20 protein-coding genes are annotated in these 20146 nt (G+C 70.0%); 10 read left to right on the top strand and 10 right to left on the bottom strand.

The genetic code is table 11. The features are described 5' to 3' along the window. Nucleotides 1-3 precede the first annotated feature (3 nt). Entirely contained in the window at nucleotides 4-486 is a 483-nt protein-coding gene (locus G472_RS0126800) for a methylated-DNA--[protein]-cysteine S-methyltransferase (RefSeq protein ID WP_029010842.1), read from the bottom strand. Nucleotides 487-489: 3 nt separating this feature from the next. Next, on the bottom strand, nucleotides 490-2517 hold the full coding sequence (locus tag G472_RS0126795) for a thioredoxin domain-containing protein (protein WP_029010841.1): 2028 nt from the start codon (nucleotides 2515-2517) through the stop codon (nucleotides 490-492). Between the two features lie 214 nt (nucleotides 2518-2731). Between G472_RS0126795 and G472_RS0126790 the strand changes: the two genes are divergently transcribed. From G472_RS0126790 to G472_RS0126760, 7 genes are all read left to right on the top strand, one after another. Beyond that, the gene (locus tag G472_RS0126790) at nucleotides 2732-2983 is read left to right on the top strand and encodes a DUF6489 family protein (RefSeq protein WP_029010840.1); all 252 of its coding nucleotides are present in this window, start codon (nucleotides 2732-2734) and stop codon (nucleotides 2981-2983) included. Continuing rightward, nucleotides 2980-3339, top strand: coding sequence for a (2Fe-2S) ferredoxin domain-containing protein (locus G472_RS0126785; protein ID WP_029010839.1), 360 nt, complete (start codon nucleotides 2980-2982; stop codon nucleotides 3337-3339). The genes G472_RS0126790 and G472_RS0126785 overlap by 4 nt, the downstream gene beginning before the upstream one ends. A gap of 19 nt (nucleotides 3340-3358) precedes the next feature. Beyond that, nucleotides 3359-4705, top strand: coding sequence for a tRNA uridine-5-carboxymethylaminomethyl(34) synthesis GTPase MnmE (gene mnmE, locus G472_RS0126780; RefSeq protein ID WP_029010838.1), 1347 nt, complete (start codon nucleotides 3359-3361; stop codon nucleotides 4703-4705). A 101-nt stretch (nucleotides 4706-4806) separates the two neighbouring features. Next, entirely contained in the window at nucleotides 4807-6684 is a 1878-nt protein-coding gene (mnmG, locus tag G472_RS0126775) for a tRNA uridine-5-carboxymethylaminomethyl(34) synthesis enzyme MnmG (protein WP_342667965.1), read from the top strand. An 8-nt stretch (nucleotides 6685-6692) separates the two neighbouring features. After that, nucleotides 6693-7298 (top strand): 16S rRNA (guanine(527)-N(7))-methyltransferase RsmG, encoded by a 606-nt coding sequence (gene rsmG / locus G472_RS0126770; RefSeq protein WP_029010836.1) that lies wholly within the window; start codon nucleotides 6693-6695, stop codon nucleotides 7296-7298. 49 nt (nucleotides 7299-7347) lie between these two features. Beyond that, nucleotides 7348-8130 carry a ParA family protein gene (locus tag G472_RS0126765; RefSeq protein ID WP_029010835.1) on the top strand — a complete coding sequence of 261 codons (783 nt, stop codon included), beginning with the start codon at nucleotides 7348-7350 and terminating at the stop codon, nucleotides 8128-8130. After that, nucleotides 8130-9053: a ParB/RepB/Spo0J family partition protein gene (locus G472_RS0126760; RefSeq protein WP_051341373.1), complete on the top strand. Its 924-nt coding sequence runs from the start codon at nucleotides 8130-8132 to the stop codon at nucleotides 9051-9053. Before G472_RS0126765 ends, G472_RS0126760 begins: the two co-directional genes overlap by 1 nt. A gap of 26 nt (nucleotides 9054-9079) precedes the next feature. Here the strand turns inward: G472_RS0126760 and holA are convergent, their stop codons facing one another. From holA to G472_RS0126740, 4 genes are read right to left on the bottom strand one after another with little or no spacing between them, the layout of a single operon-like run. Further along, a complete protein-coding gene (gene holA, locus G472_RS0126755) occupies nucleotides 9080-10093 on the bottom strand; it encodes a DNA polymerase III subunit delta (protein ID WP_029010833.1) in 1014 nt (337 codons plus the stop codon). 16 nt (nucleotides 10094-10109) lie between these two features. Further along, on the bottom strand, nucleotides 10110-10628 hold the full coding sequence (locus G472_RS35885) for an LPS assembly lipoprotein LptE (protein ID WP_035693772.1): 519 nt from the start codon (nucleotides 10626-10628) through the stop codon (nucleotides 10110-10112). Beyond that, on the bottom strand, nucleotides 10615-13185 hold the full coding sequence (gene leuS, locus G472_RS0126745; protein WP_029010832.1) for a leucine--tRNA ligase: 2571 nt from the start codon (nucleotides 13183-13185) through the stop codon (nucleotides 10615-10617). The genes G472_RS35885 and leuS overlap by 14 nt, the downstream gene beginning before the upstream one ends. A 54-nt stretch (nucleotides 13186-13239) precedes the next feature. After that, nucleotides 13240-13770 (bottom strand): DUF3576 domain-containing protein, encoded by a 531-nt coding sequence (locus tag G472_RS0126740; protein ID WP_029010831.1) that lies wholly within the window; start codon nucleotides 13768-13770, stop codon nucleotides 13240-13242. Between the two features lie 284 nt (nucleotides 13771-14054). Here G472_RS0126740 and G472_RS0126735 point away from each other — a divergent pair, with 284 nt between their 5' ends. Continuing rightward, on the top strand, nucleotides 14055-15149 hold the full coding sequence (locus tag G472_RS0126735) for a porin (protein WP_029010830.1): 1095 nt from the start codon (nucleotides 14055-14057) through the stop codon (nucleotides 15147-15149). Between the two features lie 331 nt (nucleotides 15150-15480). Beyond that, on the top strand, nucleotides 15481-16617 hold the full coding sequence (locus G472_RS0126730) for a porin (protein ID WP_029010829.1): 1137 nt from the start codon (nucleotides 15481-15483) through the stop codon (nucleotides 16615-16617). Nucleotides 16618-16678: 61 nt separating this feature from the next. Here the strand turns inward: G472_RS0126730 and G472_RS0126725 are convergent, their stop codons facing one another. Then, entirely contained in the window at nucleotides 16679-17197 is a 519-nt protein-coding gene (locus G472_RS0126725; RefSeq protein WP_156927264.1) for a hypothetical protein, read from the bottom strand. A 98-nt stretch (nucleotides 17198-17295) separates the two neighbouring features. Between G472_RS0126725 and G472_RS0126720 the strand changes: the two genes are divergently transcribed. Continuing rightward, nucleotides 17296-17997 (top strand): YggS family pyridoxal phosphate-dependent enzyme, encoded by a 702-nt coding sequence (locus tag G472_RS0126720; protein WP_035693769.1) that lies wholly within the window; start codon nucleotides 17296-17298, stop codon nucleotides 17995-17997. A gap of 7 nt (nucleotides 17998-18004) precedes the next feature. On the opposite strand, the gene G472_RS0126715 is transcribed toward G472_RS0126720, so the two are convergent. Genes G472_RS0126715 through G472_RS0126705 form a run of 3 tightly spaced genes read right to left on the bottom strand, consistent with a single transcriptional unit; the run spans nucleotide 18005 to nucleotide 20125 of the window. Further along, complete coding sequence (locus G472_RS0126715) at nucleotides 18005-18505, bottom strand: L,D-transpeptidase family protein (protein WP_029010826.1); 501 nt, start codon at nucleotides 18503-18505, stop codon at nucleotides 18005-18007. Nucleotides 18506-18519: 14 nt separating this feature from the next. Then, nucleotides 18520-19056: an RNA 2',3'-cyclic phosphodiesterase gene (gene thpR, locus G472_RS0126710; RefSeq protein WP_029010825.1), complete on the bottom strand. Its 537-nt coding sequence runs from the start codon at nucleotides 19054-19056 to the stop codon at nucleotides 18520-18522. A 25-nt stretch (nucleotides 19057-19081) separates the two neighbouring features. Continuing rightward, nucleotides 19082-20125, bottom strand: coding sequence for an NADP(H)-dependent aldo-keto reductase (locus tag G472_RS0126705; protein WP_029010824.1), 1044 nt, complete (start codon nucleotides 20123-20125; stop codon nucleotides 19082-19084). Nucleotides 20126-20146 lie beyond the last annotated feature (21 nt).

Here is a 20146-nt window from a genome sequence, read left to right as displayed (position 1 = left end):
CGGTTACACGGTGACCGGCACCGTGGTGCGCTCATGGTTCAGCAACCACGCCTTGGTGTCGAGCCCGCCGAAGCCGGAGTAGCCGCCGGGGCCGGATCCGGCCACCACCCGGTGGCAGGGGATGATGATGGGCAGCGGGTTGCGCCCGCACGCCCCGCCCACCGCCCGCGCCGCGGTGCCCAGAGCCCGGGCAAGATCGCCGTAGCTGGCGACTCGCCCATAGGGGATCTCGGACATGGCCTCCCATACCCGTTTGCGGAACGGCGTGCCCCGGGGGGCCAGGGGCAGGCGGAAGACGGTGCGGCGTCCGGCGAAATAGTCGGCGAGCTGGGCCGCGGCTTCGTCCAGCAGCGGCTCGGGGTCCTCGGCGGGGCCGGTCGGTCCGGTGCCCCGGTCGAGGGACACCCAGTCGAGGGACACCAGGGCACCCCCCGCGCTCGTCAGGAGCAGGGGGCCGAGGGGGCTGGCGATGGTGAGGGATCCCATGGCTCACGCCCTCCGGTCCAGTTCGGCCGTCAGGGCCGCGGCGTCGGTGACCGGCGGGGAGCAGGCCATGCCGGCGCAGACATAGGCGGTGGGGCGCCCGTCGGCCATGCCCTTGCCGTGGGCGGGATGGCCGGCGGGGAGTTCGGACCCCGGTGGCATGGTCATCAGGACGCGGTTGGGCAGGGAGCGGTCGAGGACGGCGCGGCGCAGGGCCGCTGTCCCGGCCGCCTCGGGCTGGCCGACCAGCACCACCTGCAAGGGGTCGTTCAGCAGCTCGACGTTGTTCAGCAGGGTGGCCAGGGGGAAGAAGTTGCGCGCGAGCTCCCCGGCGAAGGCGGCGACCAGGGCCTCGGCCCGGGCGCGGTAGGCGTCGGCGCCGGTGATGTGGTGGAGCCGCGCCAGCACCCCGACCATCGCGCCGTTGCCGCCGGGCACGGCGGAGTCGTGGGCGTTCTTGGTCCGCACGATCAGGTTCTCGGCGTCGTCGGCGGTGAAGAAATAGCCGCCGGCCGTGGCGTCCCAGTAATGACGATCCAGGGTGGCGACCCAGGCGCGGGCGCGCTCCACGTAAGCGCCCTTCCCCGTGGCTTCGGCCAGGGCCAGGGCGGCGGCGGCCATGTGGGCATGGTCGTCCAGGGTGCCGGGATGTTTCAGCACCCCGGCCCGCCAACTGTGGCCGAGACGGCCGCCGTCGCCCATCGCCATGGTCCCGGCGACGAAAGCGAAGGCGCGTTCGGCGGCGGCCAGCCATGCGGGCTCGTCGAAGACCATAGCGGCTTCGGCCAGCGCGGCGATCATCAGCCCGTTCCAATCCGCCAGCACCTTGTCGTCCCACCCCGGACGCACGCGGCCGGCGCGCGCGTCGAACAGGATGCGGCGCTGCGCCGCCAGCCGCGCCTCCGCCGCGGCGTCGCCGGGGGCAGGAGTGTCGAGCCGGTTGAGGATGGTGTGCCCCTCGAAGTTGCCGTGGGGGGTGACGTCGTAAGCCGCCTTGAAGGCGGCGGACCCGGCGCCGAGCAGGGCGTCGACCTCCGCCTCGCTCCAGACGTAGAAACGACCCTCCTCCCCCTCGCTGTCGGCGTCCAGGGTGCTGGCGAAGCCGCCGCCCTCGGCGATCATCTCCCGCAGCAGCCAGTCGACGGTCTCGCGCACCCGCTGCTCGAACAGGGGCGTGCGGGTCTCCTGCCAGACCAGGGTGAGCAGGGCCACGAGCTGGGCGTTGTCGTAGAGCATCTTCTCGAAGTGCGGGACCAGCCAGCGCTCGTCTACGGAGTAGCGCGCGAAGCCGCCGCCGAGATGGTCGTAGATGCCGCCCTGCGCCATCCGGGTCAGGGTGGTCACCACCGCGTCACGGTACGGGGTGGCACCGGTCCGCCGCCAGGCCCGCCACAGCAGGGTGAAGATCGACACCTGCGGGAACTTGGGCGCGCCGCCGATGCCGCCGTGGACGGTGTCCACCTCCTGCAGCAGACGCTGCGCCACCTGGTCGAGCACGGCGGGGTCGATGCCGTCGCCCGGCCGGTTCTCGCCCAGGCGCGCCAGGGCCTCACCCAGGGCGGTGACGTTGCGCTGCACCTTGTCCGGTTCGGTGTGGTAGGTCGCGGCGATGCCCTGCAGCACCTCGACGAAGCCGGGACGGCCGTAGCGCGGTGCCGGGGGAAAGTAGGTGCCGCCCCAGAACGGCTCGCCCTCGGGGGTGAGGAACATGGTCAGGGGCCAGCCGCCGGACTGGCCCAGCAGGGCCAGGGCGCTCTGGTAGATGTGGTCGACGTCCGGCCGCTCCTCCCGATCGACCTTCACGTTCACGTAGAGGTCGTTCATCACCGCCGCGATCTCGGGGTTCTCGAAGCTCTCGTGGGCCATCACATGGCACCAGTGGCAGGCGGCATACCCCACGGACAGCAGCATCGGCTTGCCCTCGGCGCGGGCTCGGGCGAACGCCTCCGGCCCCCAGGGCATCCAGTGCACCGGGTTGTCCTTGTGCTGGAGGAGATAGGGGCTCGTCTCCCGGCCGAGCAGATTGGCGGTCATGGCGGTCCCTTTTCGTTGGATGAATGTCCCGGTTGCCGGCAATAAGGATGGCGCGGCGGGTGCCGTTGCGCCAGGGCTGCCTATCTGTATAGTGGGACGGCGCACCCACGACGCTGCATTCCTTTGACCGAACCCTGACATCGGGTTGCACCGGTCATCGTCCGGGCCGGTGCGGATCCGCCGCCCGGCGGGCGCGCTGCGGAGGGAAAACCCAATGAAGATCACCATCAACGTCGATTGCACGCCGGAGGAGGCGCGGGCCTTTCTCGGCCTGCCCGATGTGCAGCCCATGCAGCAGGCCCTGATGCAGGAGGTGCAGAACCGCATGCTCGGCAGCCTCAACGCCATGGACCCGGAAACCATGATGAAGACCTGGCTGCCCGCCGGCATCCAGGGTGTCGAGCAGATCCAGAAGATGTTCTGGTCCCAGATGGCGGCGGCCATGGGCAAGGAAGGCAAGAAGTGAACGATCCCAAGCCGTACTTCGAAGCGCACGTGTTCTGCTGCACCAACCGCCGTCCGGACGGACACCGCCGCGGCAGTTGCGCCGCCCACGGATCGGAAAAGCTGCGCGACTATATGAAGGCGCGTGCCCGTGAGCTGGGACTGGACGGCCGCGTGCGCATCAACGCCGCCGGCTGCCTGGACCGCTGCGAGCTGGGGCCGACCCTCGTCGTCTATCCCGAGGGTGTGTGGTACACCTACCGCTCCCCCGCCGACATCGACGCCATCCTGCAAACCCACCTGGTCGAGGGTGGCCGTGTCGACCGGCTGATGCTGATGCCCGAGCAGCGGGAGCTGCGCCCGGAACAGCTCGGCTGACCCCTGCCCCGTCCCGGTGATGACCGACACGATCTTCGCCCTTGCCACCGCCCCCGGCCGTGCCGGTGTGGCGGTGGTTCGCGTTTCGGGCCCCGCTGCCGGCGGGGCGCTGGAGGCTCTTGCCGGCACCCCGCGGCCATCGCCCCGCGTGGCCACGCTGCGCCGCCTGCGGGATCCCGCCTCGGCCGAGGTGCTGGACGACGCCCTGGTGCTGTGGTTTCCGGGGCCGCGCAGCTACACCGGGGAGGACGTCGCCGAACTGCATCTGCACGGCGGCCGCGCCGTGACCGCGGCCGTTCTGGACGCGCTGGGCCGCTGCCCCGGACTGCGCCCGGCGGAACCCGGAGACTTCACCCGCCGCGCCTTCGCCAACGGCAAGATGGACCTGACCGCGGCGGAGGGGCTGATCGACCTGATCGACGCGGAGACGTCGGCACAGCGGCGCCAAGCCCTGCGCCAGATGGAGGGCGAGTTGGGCCGCCTGTACGAAGGCTGGCGCACCCGCCTGATCCGTGCTTTGGCCCACATGGAAGCGGACATCGACTTTCCCGACGAGGACCTTCCCGCCGGCGTCGCCGACGCGGTGCGGCCGGAGATCACGGACCTGATCCGGGCCATCGGAGCGCACTTGAGCGACGGTCATCGCGGGGAGCGGCTGCGGGAGGGGTTGCACGTGGCCATCGTCGGCGCTCCCAATGCCGGCAAGTCGAGCCTGCTGAACGCCCTGGCGCGCCGGGACGCGGCCATCGTATCGGAGCGGGCGGGAACCACCCGCGACGTCATCGAGGTCCACCTGGACGTGGGAGGCTTCCCCGTCGTGCTGGCCGACACCGCGGGCCTGCGCGAGACGGCGGACACGATTGAAGAGGAAGGGGTGCGCCGCGCCCTGGCGCGGGCGGCGTCGGCGGATCTGAAGATCGCCGTGTTCGACGCCGCGGCCCTTCCCCACCTGGACGGGGGCACGCTGGCGTTGGTGGATGACGACTCCCTGGTGGTCGTCAACAAATGCGATCTCCCGGGGGTTGGGACGGCGGTCCGGGCGGCCGAATCCGCCTTGTCCGGATGCCCCCTGTTGGCGGTATCGGCACGGGTCGGCACCGGGCTTGGCGATCTGGAAGCGCGGTTGGCCGCGGCCGCGGGTGAGCGTCTCACCGGATCGGGTGCGCCGGCGTTGACGCGCACCCGGCACCGGGTGGCGCTGGAGGCGTGCCGTGCCGCCCTGGAGCGCGCGCTGACCGCCCCCCTGCCGGAACTGGCGGCAGAGGATGTCCGCCTCGCCGCTGCGGCGTTGGGCCGGATCACCGGTCGTGTGGACGTGGACGATCTGCTGGACGTGATCTTTCGGGATTTCTGCATCGGAAAATAGGGTGGTGCGCCGGGCCATGTTTCACGTGAAACACGGCCCTGCCCCAACGCAAGGGCGGCCTGGTGCCCGGACGCTTGGCTTTGGCCGCGCCCTCCCCTAAAGTGCCAGCCATGCGGACCTTCGATGTCATAGTTGTCGGCGGCGGACACGCCGGCTGTGAAGCGGCAGCGGCCGCAGCGCGCATGGGCGCGCGCACGCTGCTCCTCACCCACCGAATCGCCACCATCGGCGAGATGTCGTGCAATCCCGCCATCGGCGGCTTGGCCAAGGGCCATCTGGTGCGCGAGATCGACGCGCTGGACGGCGTCATGGCCCGGGTGATCGACCGCGCCGGCATCCAGTTCCGCATTCTCAACCGCAGCAAGGGGCCGGCCGTCCGCGGCCCGCGCGCCCAGGCGGACCGCAAGCTGTACCGGCAGGCCATGCAGGCGGTGCTGGGGGAACAGGAGAACCTGACGCTCCAGGGCGACGGCGTTGAGGACCTGATCCTCGACGCCGACGGCCGCGTGTCCGGAGTCGTCACCGCGGCCGGTGAGGCCATCGCCGCGGGCGCGGTGGTGCTGACCACCGGGACGTTCCTGCGCGGCGTCATTCACATCGGGAACGAGACCGTGTCCGCCGGGCGGGTCGGCGAAGCGCCGTCCGTGGGATTGGCCCTCACCCTCGGCCGCCTGGGGTTCGCCCTCGGCCGGCTGAAGACGGGGACGCCGCCACGGCTCGACGGCCGCACCATTGATTGGGACGCGCTGGAGAAGCAGCCGGGCGACCACCCGCCCCCGCCCTTTTCCTATCTGACGGAGCGCATCGACACGCCCCAGGTGGACTGCGCGATCACCTGGACGACGCCGGAGGCGCACGCGCTCATCCGCGCCAATCTGGACCGCGCGCCCATGTACTCCGGCCAGATTCAGAGCGTCGGCCCGCGCTACTGCCCGTCCATCGAGGACAAGGTGGTGCGGTTCGCCGACAAAGAGCGCCACCAGGTGTTCCTGGAACCGGAGGGGCTGGATGACGACACCGTCTACCCCAACGGCATTTCCACCTCCCTGCCCCGTGACGTGCAGCAGGCGTTGCTGGCGGGCATGCCCGGTCTGGAAAAGGTGGTGATGATCAGACCCGGCTACGCCATCGAGTACGACTACGTCGACCCGCGGGAGCTGCGCCCGACCCTGGAGACCCGGCGGGTGCCCGGCCTGTTCTTCGCCGGGCAGATCAACGGCACCACCGGGTATGAGGAGGCCGCGGCCCAGGGACTGATGGCCGGCATCAACGCGGCGCGCCGCGCCGGAGACAATGCAGAGGGATTCGTCCTGGATCGTGCGGACGCCTACATCGGCGTGATGATCGACGATCTCGTCACCCGCGGCACCAGCGAACCATACCGGATGTTCACGTCGCGGGCGGAGTACCGGCTGCTGTTGCGGGCCGACAACGCTGACCAGCGGCTGACCGCCAAAGGTATCACCGTCGGGTGTGTCGGCAGCGCGCGGGCAGTGGCGTTCGAGGGAAAGCTGGCGGCCTTGGAAGCCGGGCGCGCGCTGGTGGCGTCGCTCCGGGCCACGCCGGCGGACCTTCTGCGCCGGGGCGTCGCGGTCAACCAGGACGGGGTGCGCCGGTCGGCGGCGGACCTGCTCCGCTATCCCGACATGACCGTGGACTCCCTGGCCCGGGTGTGGCCGGAGCTGGCGGAGGTTCCGCCGGACGTTGCCGAGCAGTTGGAGATCGACGGGAAGTACGCCGGTTATCTCGATCGGCAGGAAGCCGACATCCGAGCGTTCCGCAAGGATGAATCCCTTGTCCTCCCGGCGGATCTGGATGTGGATTCCGTTGGCAGCCTTTCGGCGGAGATCCGCAGCAAACTGCGGCAGACACGCCCGGCGACACTGGGCGCAGCGGCGCGCATTCCCGGCATGACGCCGGCGGCGCTGGTCGCCCTGCTGCGTCATGTCAAGCGGGCGCCGCAGTCGGTGGCATCGTGACGACCCCGCTGACCGCCGACGCCTTCCGGGACGTGAGCGGTGTTTCACGTGAAACACTGGACCGGCTGGCCGCGTATGAAGCTCTGCTGCGCAAGTGGCAGGCGTCCATCAACCTCGTTGGTCGCTCCACCCTGGACGATGTGTGGCGCCGGCACATCCTCGATTCGGCGCAGCTTGTCCCTCTGCTGCCGGCGGGCACCCGCACGCTGGTCGACCTCGGCAGCGGCGCCGGCTTTCCCGGCCTGGTGCTCGCCCTGATGGGCGTTCCCGACGTCCATCTGGTGGAGAGCGACTCGCGCAAATGCGCTTTCCTCCGGGAGGCGGCGCGGGTCACCGCGACGCCGGTGACGGTGCACAACCGGCGCATCGAAGCGGTGAGCCCCTTCCCCGCCGATGCTGTCACGGCCAGGGCGCTGGCGCCGCTCGGCGATCTCCTCGCGTGGGCCGAGCCGTTCCTGGCGGCTCACACGGTTGCTTTGTTCCTCAAGGGCCAAAATCTGGAAGACGAATTGACCCTTGCCACCAAATCTTGGAAGATGTCCGCCGAACGCTTCCCCAGCGCCACCGATCCGAACGGGACCGTTCTGCGCGTGAGTGGTATCGCCCGTGTCTGACATCGCGAACCAGACTCTCCCCCGCTCCCCGGCTTTTCGAGAGGCCACCATGACCGCCGTCCGCGTCATCGCCGTTGCCAACCAGAAGGGCGGCGTGGGCAAGACCACGACCGCCATCAACCTTGCCACCGCCCTGGCGTCGGTCGGCAAGCGCGTGCTGATCGTCGACATGGATCCCCAGGGGAATGCGTCCACCGGCCTGGGCATCCCGCGCTCCAACCGCCGGACGGGAACCTACGACGTGCTGTTCGATGGACGGGCGCTGGAAAGTGCCGCGGTGCCGTCGGACGTTCCGAACCTGTCGATCGTCACCTCCACCGTGGACTTGTCCGGTGCCGAGATCGAACTGGTGGCGGCGCCGAACCGGGAGTTCCGGCTGCGTGAGGCCGTCCAGCGCAGCGCGCTCGAATACGACTACGTTCTCATCGACTGCCCGCCCGCGCTCGGCCTGCTGACGCTGAACGCGCTGGTCGCTGCCCACGCGGTCATGGTGCCGCTACAGTGCGAGTTCTATGCGCTGGAGGGGCTCAGCCACCTGGTGCGCACCATCGAGCGGGTGAAGCGCACCTTCAACCAGGATCTCGACATCCACGGCGTCGTGCTGACCATGTTCGACAAGCGCAACAACCTCTCCGACATGGTTGCCGCCGACGTCCGGGGCTTCTTCGGCGAAAAGGTGTTTGAAACGGTGATCCCCCGCAACGTGAAGGTTTCCGAGGCGCCGTCCCACGGCAAGCCGGTGCTGATCTACGACATGCGCTGTCCGGGCGCGCAGGCTTACATCAATCTGGCGGGCGAGGTCCTGCGCCGTGAGAAGAGGCTGGTGGCGTGATGGAGGACTCCAAGCGCAGCGCCGAAGCCGGCGGAGGCCGCCGCACCAACCTGGGCCGCGGCCTGTCGGCCCTGTTCGGTGAAGAGGCCGACGACATCCAGGCCCTGGACAAGGTGCGCCAGTCCAAGCAGGTGCCCATCGAGTTCCTGCACCCCGGCCGGTACCAGCCCCGCCGCACCTTCGACGAGGAAGCGATCCAGGGTCTGGTGGACTCCGTGCGCGAGAAGGGAATCCTGCAGCCGCTGCTGGTGCGCCGGGATCCGGGATCGAACACGGATTACGAGATCATCGCGGGCGAGCGGCGGTGGCGGGCGGCGCAGATCGCCGGCCTGCATGAGGTGCCGGTGATCATCCGCGATCTCAGCGACCGCGAGGCGCTGGAGATCGCCCTCATCGAGAACATCCAGCGCCAGGACCTGACGCCGCTCGAAGAGGCGGAAGGCTTCCGCCGCCTGATGGAGGAGTTCGAGCACACCCAGGAGGACCTGGCCCGCGTCGTCGGCAAGAGCCGCAGCCATGTGGCCAACATGATGCGGCTGCTCTCCCTCCCCGACCCCATCAAGCAGATGGTCCAGGCCGGTGAGATCACGGCCGGTCACGCCCGCGCGGTGCTCACCGCCGACGACCCCGTGGCCCTGGCACGGGAGGTGGTTAAACACGGTCTCAACGTCCGCCAAACGGAGGAGCTGGCGCGCCGCAGCGCCGAAGGCCCGCGCCGCGGCGGCCGTCCCGCGGCGCCGCGCGACGTCGACCTGACCAATCTGGAAGACGAGATCTCCGCCCGCATCGGCCTTAAGGTGGCGATCAAGCCCCAGGGCAAGCGGGGCAGCATCACCATCCACTACCAGACGCTGGACCAGCTTGACGACGTCCTGCGCCGCCTCGGCCAGGAAGAGAACCGGGAGGAGGCGGAGGCTGGCTGACGCCGGCCTTCAAAACGCATGCTGCTCTAACGGCGTGCCAGGGAGGCGACCTGGAAAAGGGCGCGGGCGCAGATGGTCTCGTCGGGCATGTGGGTGCGCTTGCACTCCGCCTCGGCTTCGACCAGACGCTCCAGGGCGTTGCGCACCGCGGCCGGTGACCAGCGGCGCGCCTGGTTGGTGAAGCGGCCGCGCATCTTGAAGAACACCGGCGGGCGCAGCGCCGCAATCGCCTGCTCCGGCGAGCGTCCCGCGGCCGACACCTGGTGCAGCCGCTGGAAATGGCGCTGGGCGGCGCGCAGGATGGCGACCGGTGACGTGCCTTCGGCGAACAGGCGGCCGAGCGACTTGTCGAGCGCGGCGAAATCCCCGTCACCGGCGGCCCACACGGGTTCGTCCATCTCCAGCGCCGCGCTGTCGCCGACGCACGCCTGCGCATCCTCCAGCCGGACGCGGGTCTCGCGGCCCATGTAGAGGGCGAGCTTCTCCACCTCGCCCCGCGCAACCAGCCGGTCACCCACCAGGTTGCCGGACAGGAAGGACAGGGCGTCGGCGTCGGCGGTGAGGCCGTGACCGCGCAGCAGATCGGCGATCACCTGACCCAGCGACGCCTCGTCGTCCACGTAGCAGGGGATGGCGGCGCCGGCGTCCGCCTCTTCGAACAGCAGCCGCAGCTTGGAACGGTTGGACAGATCGCCGGCCTCGACCACCACCAGGGTGTCGCCGGGGGGTGGTGCCGTCAGCAGGCCGGCAAAGGCACCGGTCGTGGCGTCGTCGGCCTCCCGGATGCGGACCAGCCGGCGCCCGCCGGTCAGCGCGATGGCCGCGGCCTCGTCAGCCAGGCGCGCCGGGTCGTCCACCAGGGCGCGGCCGTACAGTTCGGTGACGCGGAACGGATCGGACGGGTCCTCCACCACGGTGCGGCCCAGCGCCATGGCACGGTCGCGCACCAGCCCGGCGTCGGGACCGTACAGCAGCACGGCGCGGACCCCGGGGTCCGGCCGGCGCAGGAACGACTCGATGGATTTCGGCTGCAGCTTCACGCCGCCGCCCTCCCCGTCAGGAGGGGCGGACGAGGACCATGGCGGTCCGCGCGGTGATGTCGTCCGCGATCTGCCGCAGGCCGCGTTCGTAGGCGTCGTCGATGGTGGCGAGAGCGGCGTACTGCTCTTCCAGGATGTTGTAGGCGATCAGGGCGCGGGCGCCGGCGGACAGGACCACCTTGCCTGTTGCCGCTTCGACGAGTTGGTATGGAACGTCGAGGACGAGTTGGGCGCGCTCGGCCGACGCGTCCTTGCGGATGGCCAGCTTCTGTTCGTGGGCGCGGATGGAGGCGTTCAGCCGGTGGGTCGGCGCCGCCGCCTGATCCACCGCGTAGAAGCGGTCCATCAGGAAGTTGCGGAGCTGCTGGCCGCGGCGGTCGGGGATGTTGTCGATGGCCACGGCCGACAGTTGCGCCGCGGCCCCGCCGCCGGCACCCCGGTCGCCGTACATGGCCCGGAAGCCGCAGCCGGGCAGCAGGGCCGCGGACGCCAGGGCGCCCGCGGCGGTGAGGAGGCTTCGCCTAGACCACGACATTGATCACCCGGTTCGGGACGACGATGACCTTGCGCACCGGCTTTCCGTCCAGCGCCCGCACGACGGTCTCGTCGGCCAGGGCGGCCTGTTCGGCGGCCTCCCTGGCCATGTCGCGCGGCAGCGCCAGGGTGGCGCGCAGCTTTCCGTTGACCTGCACGGCGATGGTGACCGTGTCGTCCACCGCCAGGGCCGCATCCGCCCGGGGCCACGGCTGCTCCGCCAGCAGAGAGGTGTGGCCGAGTCGGCTCCACAGCTCTTCCGCCAGGTGCGGCATCATCGGGGCGATCAGGCGCACCACCGCCTCGTAGCCTTCGCGCAGCACCGCGGCCTCACCGGCCCCGCTGCCGTCGATTTCGGCAAGGGCGTTGGTCAGCTCGCGCACGCGGGCCACCGCCTTGTTGAAGCGGAACTTCTCCAGGTCGTCGCCGACGCCGGCAATGGTCTTGTGCACCAGCTTGCGGGTCGCTACCGCGCGCTCCGACAGCTCGCCCGGCAGCGCGGCGCCGGGAGCGGGCAGGGCGACCGGCGGCTCGTCCACCATGCGCCACAGGCGGTTGATGTAGCGCCAGGCGCCGTCGATTCCCGCCTCGGTCCATTCCAGATCCCGCTCGGGCGGGCTGTCGGACAGCATGAACAGCCGTGCCGCGTCCGCCCCGTAGGTGTCGATGATGTTGGCGGGGTCGACCACGTTCTTCTTGGACTTCGACATCTTCTCGACGCGGCCGACGGTCACAGCCGCACCGGTGTCGGCGCGCACCATCGCGCCCGCGTCGTTGCGCGTGATATCGGCCGGCGACAGCCAGGCGCCGGTCTCGGCGTCCTTGTAGGTCTCGTGGTTCACCATGCCCTGGGTGAACAGGCCGGCGAACGGCTCCTCCACCGACAGGTAGCCGCACTGCTTGAGCGCCCGCGTCCAGAATCGCGCGTAGAGCAGGTGCAGCACCGCATGCTCGATGCCGCCGATGTACTGGTCGACCGGCATCCAATAGTCCACCGCGCCGCGCTCGAACCCGGCCGACTCGGCGTGCGGGGAGCAGAAGCGGGCGAAATACCACGACGACTCGATGAAGGTGTCGAAGGTATCGGTCTCGCGCACCGCCGGCTTGCCGCAGGACGGGCAGGTCGTGTGCTTCCAGGTGGGATGGTGGTCCAGCGGGTTGCCGGGCCGGTCGAAGGTGACGTCCTCGGGCAGCACCACCGGCAGATCGGCCTCGGGCACCGGCACGGCGCCGCAGTCGGCGCAGTGGATGACCGGAATCGGGCAGCCCCAGTAGCGCTGGCGCGACACGCCCCAGTCGCGCAGGCGGAACTGGGTCGTGCGCTCGCCCTGCCCCGCCTCTTCCATGCGCCGGCCCACCTCCTGCTTGGCCGACTCGACGTCCATGCCGTCAAGGAAGCGGGAGTTGCGCAGGACGCCGGGGCCGGTGTAGGCCTCGGTCCCCACGGTGAAGGCCGCGGGATCCGCGTCGGCCGGGATCACCACGGGCGTGACGGGCAGCCCGTACTTGCGGGCGAAGTCGAGATCGCGCTGGTCGTGGGCCGGGCAGCCGAAGATGGCGCCGGTGCCATACTCCATCAGCACGAAGTTCGCGACGTAGACCGGCAGCGTCCATCCTGAATCGAAGGGATGGACCACCGTCAGCCCGGTGTCGAAGCCCCGCTTCTCGGCCGTCTCAATCGCCTCCTCGCTGGTGCCCAGGCGGTTGCACTCGGCGATGAACGCGGCCAGGTCCGGGTTGCCGGCGGCCAGCTCGGCGGCCAGCGGATGGTTGGGGGAAATGGCGGCGAACGAGGCGCCGAACAGCGTGTCGGGCCGGGTGGTGAAGACCTCCAGCGTGTCGGGGCGCCCCGCCAGGGCGAAGCGGAAGCGCACGCCGGTGGAGCGGCCGATCCAGTTCTCCTGCATCAGGCGCACCCGCTCGGGCCAGCGGTCCAGGGTGGCCAGGTCGTTCAGCAGCGAGTCGGCGAAGGCGGTGATCCTGAGGAACCACTGGGACAGCTTGCGCTTCTCCACCAGCGCCCCGGTGCGCCAGCCGCGGCCGTCGATCACCTGTTCGTTGGCCAGGACAGTGTTGTCCACCGGGTCCCAGTTCACCCACGATTCCTTGCGGTAGGCGAGGCCTGCCTTCAGGAAATCGAGGAACATCTTCTGCTCGTGGCGATAGTACTCCACGTCGCAGGTGGCGATCTCCCGCTCCCAGTCGACGGACAGGCCCATGGTCCGCAACTGGCCGCGCATGGTGGCGATGTTCTCGCGCGTCCATTTGGCGGGGTGGACCTTCTTCTCCAGCGCGGCGTTCTCCGCCGGCAGGCCGAAGGCGTCCCAGCCCATGGGATGCAGGACGTTGAAGCCGGTGGCCCGCTTGTAGCGGGCGATCACGTCGCCGATCGTGTAGTTGCGCACGTGCCCCATGTGGATGCGCCCCGACGGGTAGGGGAACATCTCCAGCACATAATACTTGGGGCGGGACGGATCCTCGACGGCCCGGAAGCAGGCGCGCCGCTCCCACGCCTCCTGCCACTTCGCCTCGGTTTCCTTCACATTGTAGCGCGACATCGCGATCGGTCCGGTGCTGTGCGTCTTAACGGTTGGCTGTGGCGGTGCGGCGCGTCACTGCGACGCCTGTGTCACACGGATCTGCCGGGCGCGGGTGAGGACGGCATCCTCCAGCGACTTGCCGGTCTCCGGGCCGACGGCGACGTCGCGCCAGTCCGCCCCGGTCCGCTGCTGGCGGAACACGCTCACCCGCACGCCGTCGGCGCGGAGCTGGCGGTCGAGGATGTAGAGGTTCACCTTGAAACGCTCGTTCGGCGTCTCCGGCGGCGAATACCAATCGGTGAGGATGACGCCGCCGAAGGGGTCGGCCGACACGATGGGCATGAAGGCCAGCGTGTCCAGCGAGGCGCGCCACAGGAAGCTGTTGACGCCGATGCCGGTGCCGTCGCCCTGCTGGCGCTGGCGGTTGTTGCCCAGCAGGTTGATGCCGCCATCGGTGCCGAGCACGCTGCCGAACCGGTACATGTCACGTCGGACCTGCTCGGAGTGGCTCTCCACCTGGCCTTCCGGCAGGCTCGAGCAGGCGCCCACGGCGATCGTCGCAAGAATCACGGGAGCGAAAAGGGCGGTTCGGGTACGGCGCATGGTGTGAGGACTTCGTCGAGCGTTGCGATGTCGCGCGCGGTCTGCCGCGAATGCCGGAGAACAGACCATAAAAGCCCGCCGTCACGCAACAGCCGAAGCGGCGCGCTTCCCGTGCCGGCCGGGCACCGCCGGCTCCGGCGACTGTGCTTCCATCGACACACTGTTCCATGAAAGCTGCATTTCTGCACATTGCGGCTTGCCCGCCCGATCGGAGGTGCGTACGACAGTCTCAGCCAGGAGGTTGACCCGGCTGTACATATTTCTGCCAGGATGGAGGCAACATCATGAATCGGTATCTGCTGGCGGGCTGCGCCGCCGTTGCTCTCGCGATGGGAAGCGGCGCGGCCAATGCTCAGGCCAAGTTCGAAGTGAAGATCGGTGGCGACGTCTTCTTTGAGGCCGGCTACGCCGAGGACGACATCAGCGGCAACCGTTCGGTCGAGTTCCGCAACCGCTTCCGCGTGAACATCACCCCGACCGCCAAGGCCGACAACGGCCTGGAGTACGGCGGCCGCGTCCGTCTCCGCGCCAACCGCTCCGACGCCACGGTCGACGGCGACCACGCCTATATCTTCGTGCAGGGCACCTTCGGCCAGGTCCGCCTGGGCGTGACCAACTCCTTCAACGACGACACCTACGTGTCGCGTCCGATCGGCTACATGTTCCTGGGCCAGACCACCCCCGGCGACGTGTACCTGAGCGGCCTGCCGTTCCACGACTACTCGCTGGTTCCGGAAGGCAGCGGCACGAAGATCCGCTACGCTTCGCCGGTGTTCGCGGGCTTCCAGGTCGGCGCCTCCTACACCCCGCGCGCGGGCGACTACAACAACAGCGTCGTGCTGACCCAGGACGACGCCTCCGTGCAGGATATGTTCGAGATCGGCGCCAACTACAAGGGCACCTTCGCGGGCGTTTCCGTGAATGCCAGCGCCGGCTACTTCTGGGGTGACGCCGAGCCGACCGCCACCGGCGTTCGTCGCGACGACCTCCGCGCCTGGCAGGTCGGTGGCCAGGTCGGCTACGCCGGCTTCCTGGTCGGCGCCGGCTACGTCGACTACGACGACTCGCTGCAGCCGTCGGGCGCCGTCGGCATCCGCGACGCCTACTCGTGGAACGCCGGTGTCCAGTACACCACGGGCCCGATCGTCGTCGGCGCCGGCTACACCTACGGTCAGGGCAGCCGCTCGACCTCGACCACTGCCGCCGCCGTGGCCGTGGCCAACAGCAAGCTCGACCTGTGGAGCGTCGGCCTGGCCTACACCGTCGCCCCGGGCCTGACCGTCGGCGCCGAGTACAACTACTTCGACCTGAACACCCCGACCGGCTTCGCCGATCGCGATGGCAGCGTCGTGATGCTCCGCTCGATCGTGGCGTTCTGATCGAACGATCCCGAACGGGTTGGAAAGCGGCGGCTTCGGCCGCCGCTTTCTTTTTGGGCATTCGGGACGGGAGCCGGCCGGTCTCACACCGCCCAAAATGCGGGCAAACCGCCTGAGTGGCCGGCAGGCGATGTGCCAATATTGCAGCAGAACTGATTTTCCGTTTAACATCAGTATGTTAATGGAGTGTCTATCAGGACACACTGTTTCGGTTTCATTGTGGCTGCTTTTTGGCCCGGCTTGCGGGGCGCCGACAACGGGCGCTTACTTCCTTCGATTTAGACAAAAGGGGCCCACCCGGTGGAAGCCCCGTCAGAAGGATCGACCTGCAATGAACCGTTCCCTCCTCCTCGGCTGCACCGCCGTCGTTGCAGCGGCCATCAGCGGCCCCGCCCTCGCCCAGGCGAAATTCGACGTCACCATCGGCGGCGACGCGTACTTCCAGGGCGGTTATGTCGACCATGATCTGGACGCCGGCGAGCGCAGCACCGAGTTCCGCAACCGCTTCCGCGTCAACATCATCCCGACCGCCAAGGCCGACAACGGCCTGGAGTACGGTGGCCACGTGCGCATCCGCGCCAACCGGGATGATGCGGCGGTGGACGGCGACCGCGCCTACCTGTTCGTCCAGGGTGCGTTCGGCACCGTGCAGGCCGGTGTCGTCAACGGCCTGTCGGACGAGTACGGCGTGATCGGTCCGAACGTGGAGGGCATCGCCGGCGGTCCCGACAACTCGACGCTGGACTTCGTGCCCAACGCCGCCCTGCCGGCCAACGCCATGAACTTCCGCAACCTGGCCAGCGGCGATGCCGGAACGAAGATCGTCTACCTGACGCCGTCGTTCAGCGGCTTCCAGGCCGGCGCCAGCTACATGCCGCGCACCGGCAACGTGAACAACAGCATCAACCTGTCGAAGACCGAGGCGTTCGGCGATCTGCGCGCCATGACCTACACCGACGTCTTCGAAGTGGGCGGCCTCTACCGCGGTGAGTTCGGCGCCGTGACCGTCGAGGCGTCCGCCTTCTACGAGTTCGGCCAGGCGATGGACCAGGTCGAACCCACCATGCGTTACGCCTACGACGACCTGTCGTCGTTCTCGGCCGGTGTCAACGTCGGCTACATGGGCTTCGCGGTCGGCGGCTTCTACGCCTACCACGGCGACAGCGGCTACTGCAAAACCACGGCCGGCTGCATCAGCCGCGAGGACCAGCACGTCTGGTCGCTCAACGCCCAGTACGGCTTCGGTGATGTCATCGTGGCCGGCAGCTACCTGAACGCCCGCGACGCCGGCGACATGACCGTGGCCGGCCGGTCGAAGCTCGACCTCTGGCAGGCCGGCGTCACCTACGCCGTCGCCCCCGGCCTGACGGTCGGCCTGGAGTACAGCTATTTCGATCTGGACGCCGACGTGGCGGCCAACAGCACCAACGGCAGCATCGTGATGCTGGACACCCGTCTGGCGTTCTGATCGGCACCGCCATCCCGGTGCCGGACCCGGCGGTGTGCCCCACCGCCGGGTCGAACATTCCTCACTTCGGGCGCGGGCCGCAGATCAGCAGCAGCGCCGAGTCGGACAGGGGCGCCCAGACCAGCAGCAGCGACCGCCGGTCCTTCTCGGCGGTATAGGCCACCATTTCCGGATCCGGCAGCGACACCGTCTTCACCTCCTTCACCGTGAAGCCCTTGACCGCGAAGCCCTGCATCGTTGTCTGGAAGATGCGGTCCATGGTCCGCTGCTGGTCGTTCAGGGTGTCGGCCGGGAACTCCCAGCCGAAGCTCTCCATCCCTTCGCAGGGCTTGCGGCCCAGCGACGACGCCACCTCGTTCATGAAAGCGGCGTAGGTTCCGTCGTCGGCCAGGGGAAAGGGCGGTTCGGTGAAGGCGACCCCGGCCAGATTTGACCCGATAATCCGCTCCGCCCGGGGGGCCGCCCCGGACGTTCCGGACTCCGCCGGCCGGGATGATCCCGGTTCCGCCCGCGTCTGAGCCGTTGCCGGCAGTGCCGCCAGTGCCACCGCCAGCGCCGCCGGAAGCATCCAACCACGCATGCGCTCGTCTCCTCGGACCCTTGCGTTTCAACGGCACCTCCGTTACCACGCCGGCCGGTCCGGTGTATACAGCACCCGAGACAACGGAGGTCCGCCCCATGCCCGTTCCGCCGCCGTCCGAGTCCCCCGATTCCATCGCCGCCCGCCTGGACGCGGTGCGCCGCACCATCGCCGAGGCCGCCGCCGCCGCGGGGCGGGACGCCGGATCGGTGACGCTGGTGGCGGTGTCGAAGACCCACGGGGCCGCGGCGGTGGCCGAGGCGCTGGCCGCCGGCCAGCGGGTGTTCGGCGAGAACCGGGTGCAGGAGGCCAGGGCCAAGTGGCCGGACCTGCGCGCCGGCCGGCCGGACATCGAGCTGCACCTGATCGGTCCCTTGCAGACCAACAAGGTGAAGGACGCGGTCGCCCTGTTCGACGTGATCGAGACCGTCGATCGCGACCGCCTGGCCGAGGCGCTGGCGGCGGAGATGGCGCGCAGCGGCCGCCGCCCGCGCTGCCTGGTGGAGGTCAACACCGGGGAGGAACCGCAGAAGGCCGGCATCGCCCCGGCCGACGTGGACGCCTTCGTCGCCGCCTGCCGGGAGCGCCACAACCTGCCCGTCACCGGGCTGATGTGCATCCCGCCCGCCGACGAGGAGCCGGCCATGCACTTCGCCCTGCTGGCCGACCTGGCGCGCCGCAACGGCCTGGCCGAGATCAGCATGGGCATGAGCGGCGACTACCCCACGGCGATCCGCTTCGGCGCCACCCACGTGCGGGTCGGCACCGCCATCTTCGGCGTCCGCCCGCCCCCGGGCTGACGGCGGCTCAGGGCGCCGGGACGCGCAGGACCGTGGCGGTGTCGCAGTCGGCCAGCAGGCGCAACAGGTCGGGCAGGGCCAGGGCGACGCAGCCGGCGGTGGTCTCCCGGTCCGGCCGGGCGACGTGCAGGAACACGGCACTGCCCAGCCCCGGCACCACCGGTTCGTCGTTGTGGCCCATCACCACGATCACGTCGTAGACGTTGTCGTCGCGCCACAGGGCCTCGTGGCCGGCCGGGTAGGGGCGGCGGACGGGGCGGTTGTAGGCCGGGTCGGCCGGGTCGTCGCACCAGCCGTCGTCGGGGGCGATGGGCCGGACGGGCAGGGCGGTGCGCGGCCGCTCCAGCCGGTCGGCCCGCCACAGCACGCGGCGCAGCGGGAATGCGCCCGCCGGGGTGGCGCCGTCCCCTTCCCGCTTGTCGGCGCGGATGCCGCCGCGCCCCAGCACGCAGGGCACCCGCCCGCCCGGCCACGCCAGGACCGCGTCGGGCGTCACCGTGATCTCCATGCCGCCGTCCTCCTTCAGCCCAGGGTGTAGTCGCGCAACGGCTCGTATACCGGGCCGCTGCGGCCGAGATGGCTGCGGAACAGGGTGAAGCGGTCGAACGCCACTGGTCCCGCACGGAACAGGCCACGCTCCTCGATGAAGCGGCCGATGCGCTCGCGCGGGGCGTCCTTCAGGCGGGCGAGAGTCACGTGGGGGGTGAAGCGGCGCTCGTCCCGCGGCTCGCCGCCGCGCACCAGGGCCGATTCGATCTTGCCCTGAAGGTGGTTCAGCGCCTCGCTGCGCTCCACCCCCGCCCACAGGATGCGGGCGTTGCGGGCGTTGCCGAACACGCCCACGCCATCGAACACCAGCGCGAATCCCGGCGACTCGACGCCGGCCAGGGCGGCGTCGATGTCCGCCAGCCGGTCGTCGGGCACGTCGCCGATGAAACGCAGCGTCAGATGCAGGTTCTCCGGTTCGGTCCAGCGTGCCCCCGGCACGCCGCCGCCGAGCCCGGCCAGGCGTTGCCGGAGATCCTCCGGCAGCGCCAGGGCGACGAACAGACGGATCATGGCCTTTCTCCCGCGTCCCGCCCGCTCAGGGGCAGGGATCCGGATTGGCGGCGTGGACCGCCTCGATCTCGGCGAGCACCGCGTCGTCGAGCCGGATGTCAAACGCGTCGATGTTGGAGTCGAGATGGGCCATGTCGGTCGCCCCGATCAGGGTCGAGGTGACGAAGGGCTGCTGCGCCACGAAGGCGATGGCCATCTGCGTCGGCTCCAGACCGTGGCGCCGGGCGATGGCGTGATAGGCGCGCACCGCCGCGTCGGCGTTGGGCGTGTCGTAGCGGGACTTGCGATGGTCGATGGCGCGCCGCGTTCCCGCCGGCACCGCCCCGTCCAGGTACTTGCCCGCCAGCGTCCCGGCGCCCAGCGGGGAATAGGCCAGCAGGCCCACGTCCTCGCGCAGGGCCACCTCGGCCAGCGACTTCTCGAAGGTGCGGTTCAGCAGGTTGTAGGCGTTCTGGATGCTGGCGACTCGCGGCAGGCCCGCCTCGGCGGCCAGGCGCAGGCAGGTCATCACGCCCCACGGCGTCTCGTTCGACAGGCCGACCGCGCGGATCTTGCCATCGCGCACCAGGTCGCCCAGGACCGCCAGCGTCTCCTCCAGCGGCACGCCGTCCTCTTCCGGCGCGTGACGGTAGGAGCGGGTGCCGAAGCGCACGGCCAGCCGGTCGGGCCAGTGGAGCTGGTAGAGATCGATCCGATCGGTTTGCAGGCGGCGCAGGCTGGCCTCCACCGCCGCCAGGATGTTGGCGCGGTCCAGCCGGGCGGTGCCGCCGCGGATCCACGGGAAGGCGCCGCGGCCGTTGCCGATGACCTTGCTGGCCAGCACGACCTTGTCGCGCATGCCCCGGCTGCGGAACCAGGTGCCGATGATCTCCTCAGTGCGGCCGTAGCTTTCGGCGGTGGGCGGCACGGCGTACATCTCGGCGGTGTCCCAGAAGGTGACCCCGCGCTCCAGCGCGCGGTCCATCTGGGCGTGGCCTTCGGCCTCGGTGTTCTGGCGGCCCCAGGTCATGGTGCCGAGGCCGATGGCGCTCACCGTCAGGCCGGTGCGGCCGAGCGGGCGGTATTCCATGAAAATGTCCTACTGTTTCGC

This window comes from Azospirillum halopraeferens DSM 3675 (genome assembly GCF_000429625.1).
In the GTDB taxonomy this organism is placed as follows: Bacteria; Pseudomonadota; Alphaproteobacteria; order Azospirillales; family Azospirillaceae; genus Azospirillum; species Azospirillum halopraeferens.
Note: the sequence above shows the minus strand (reverse complement) of the source record. Positions and strands in the feature narration are given on the sequence as shown.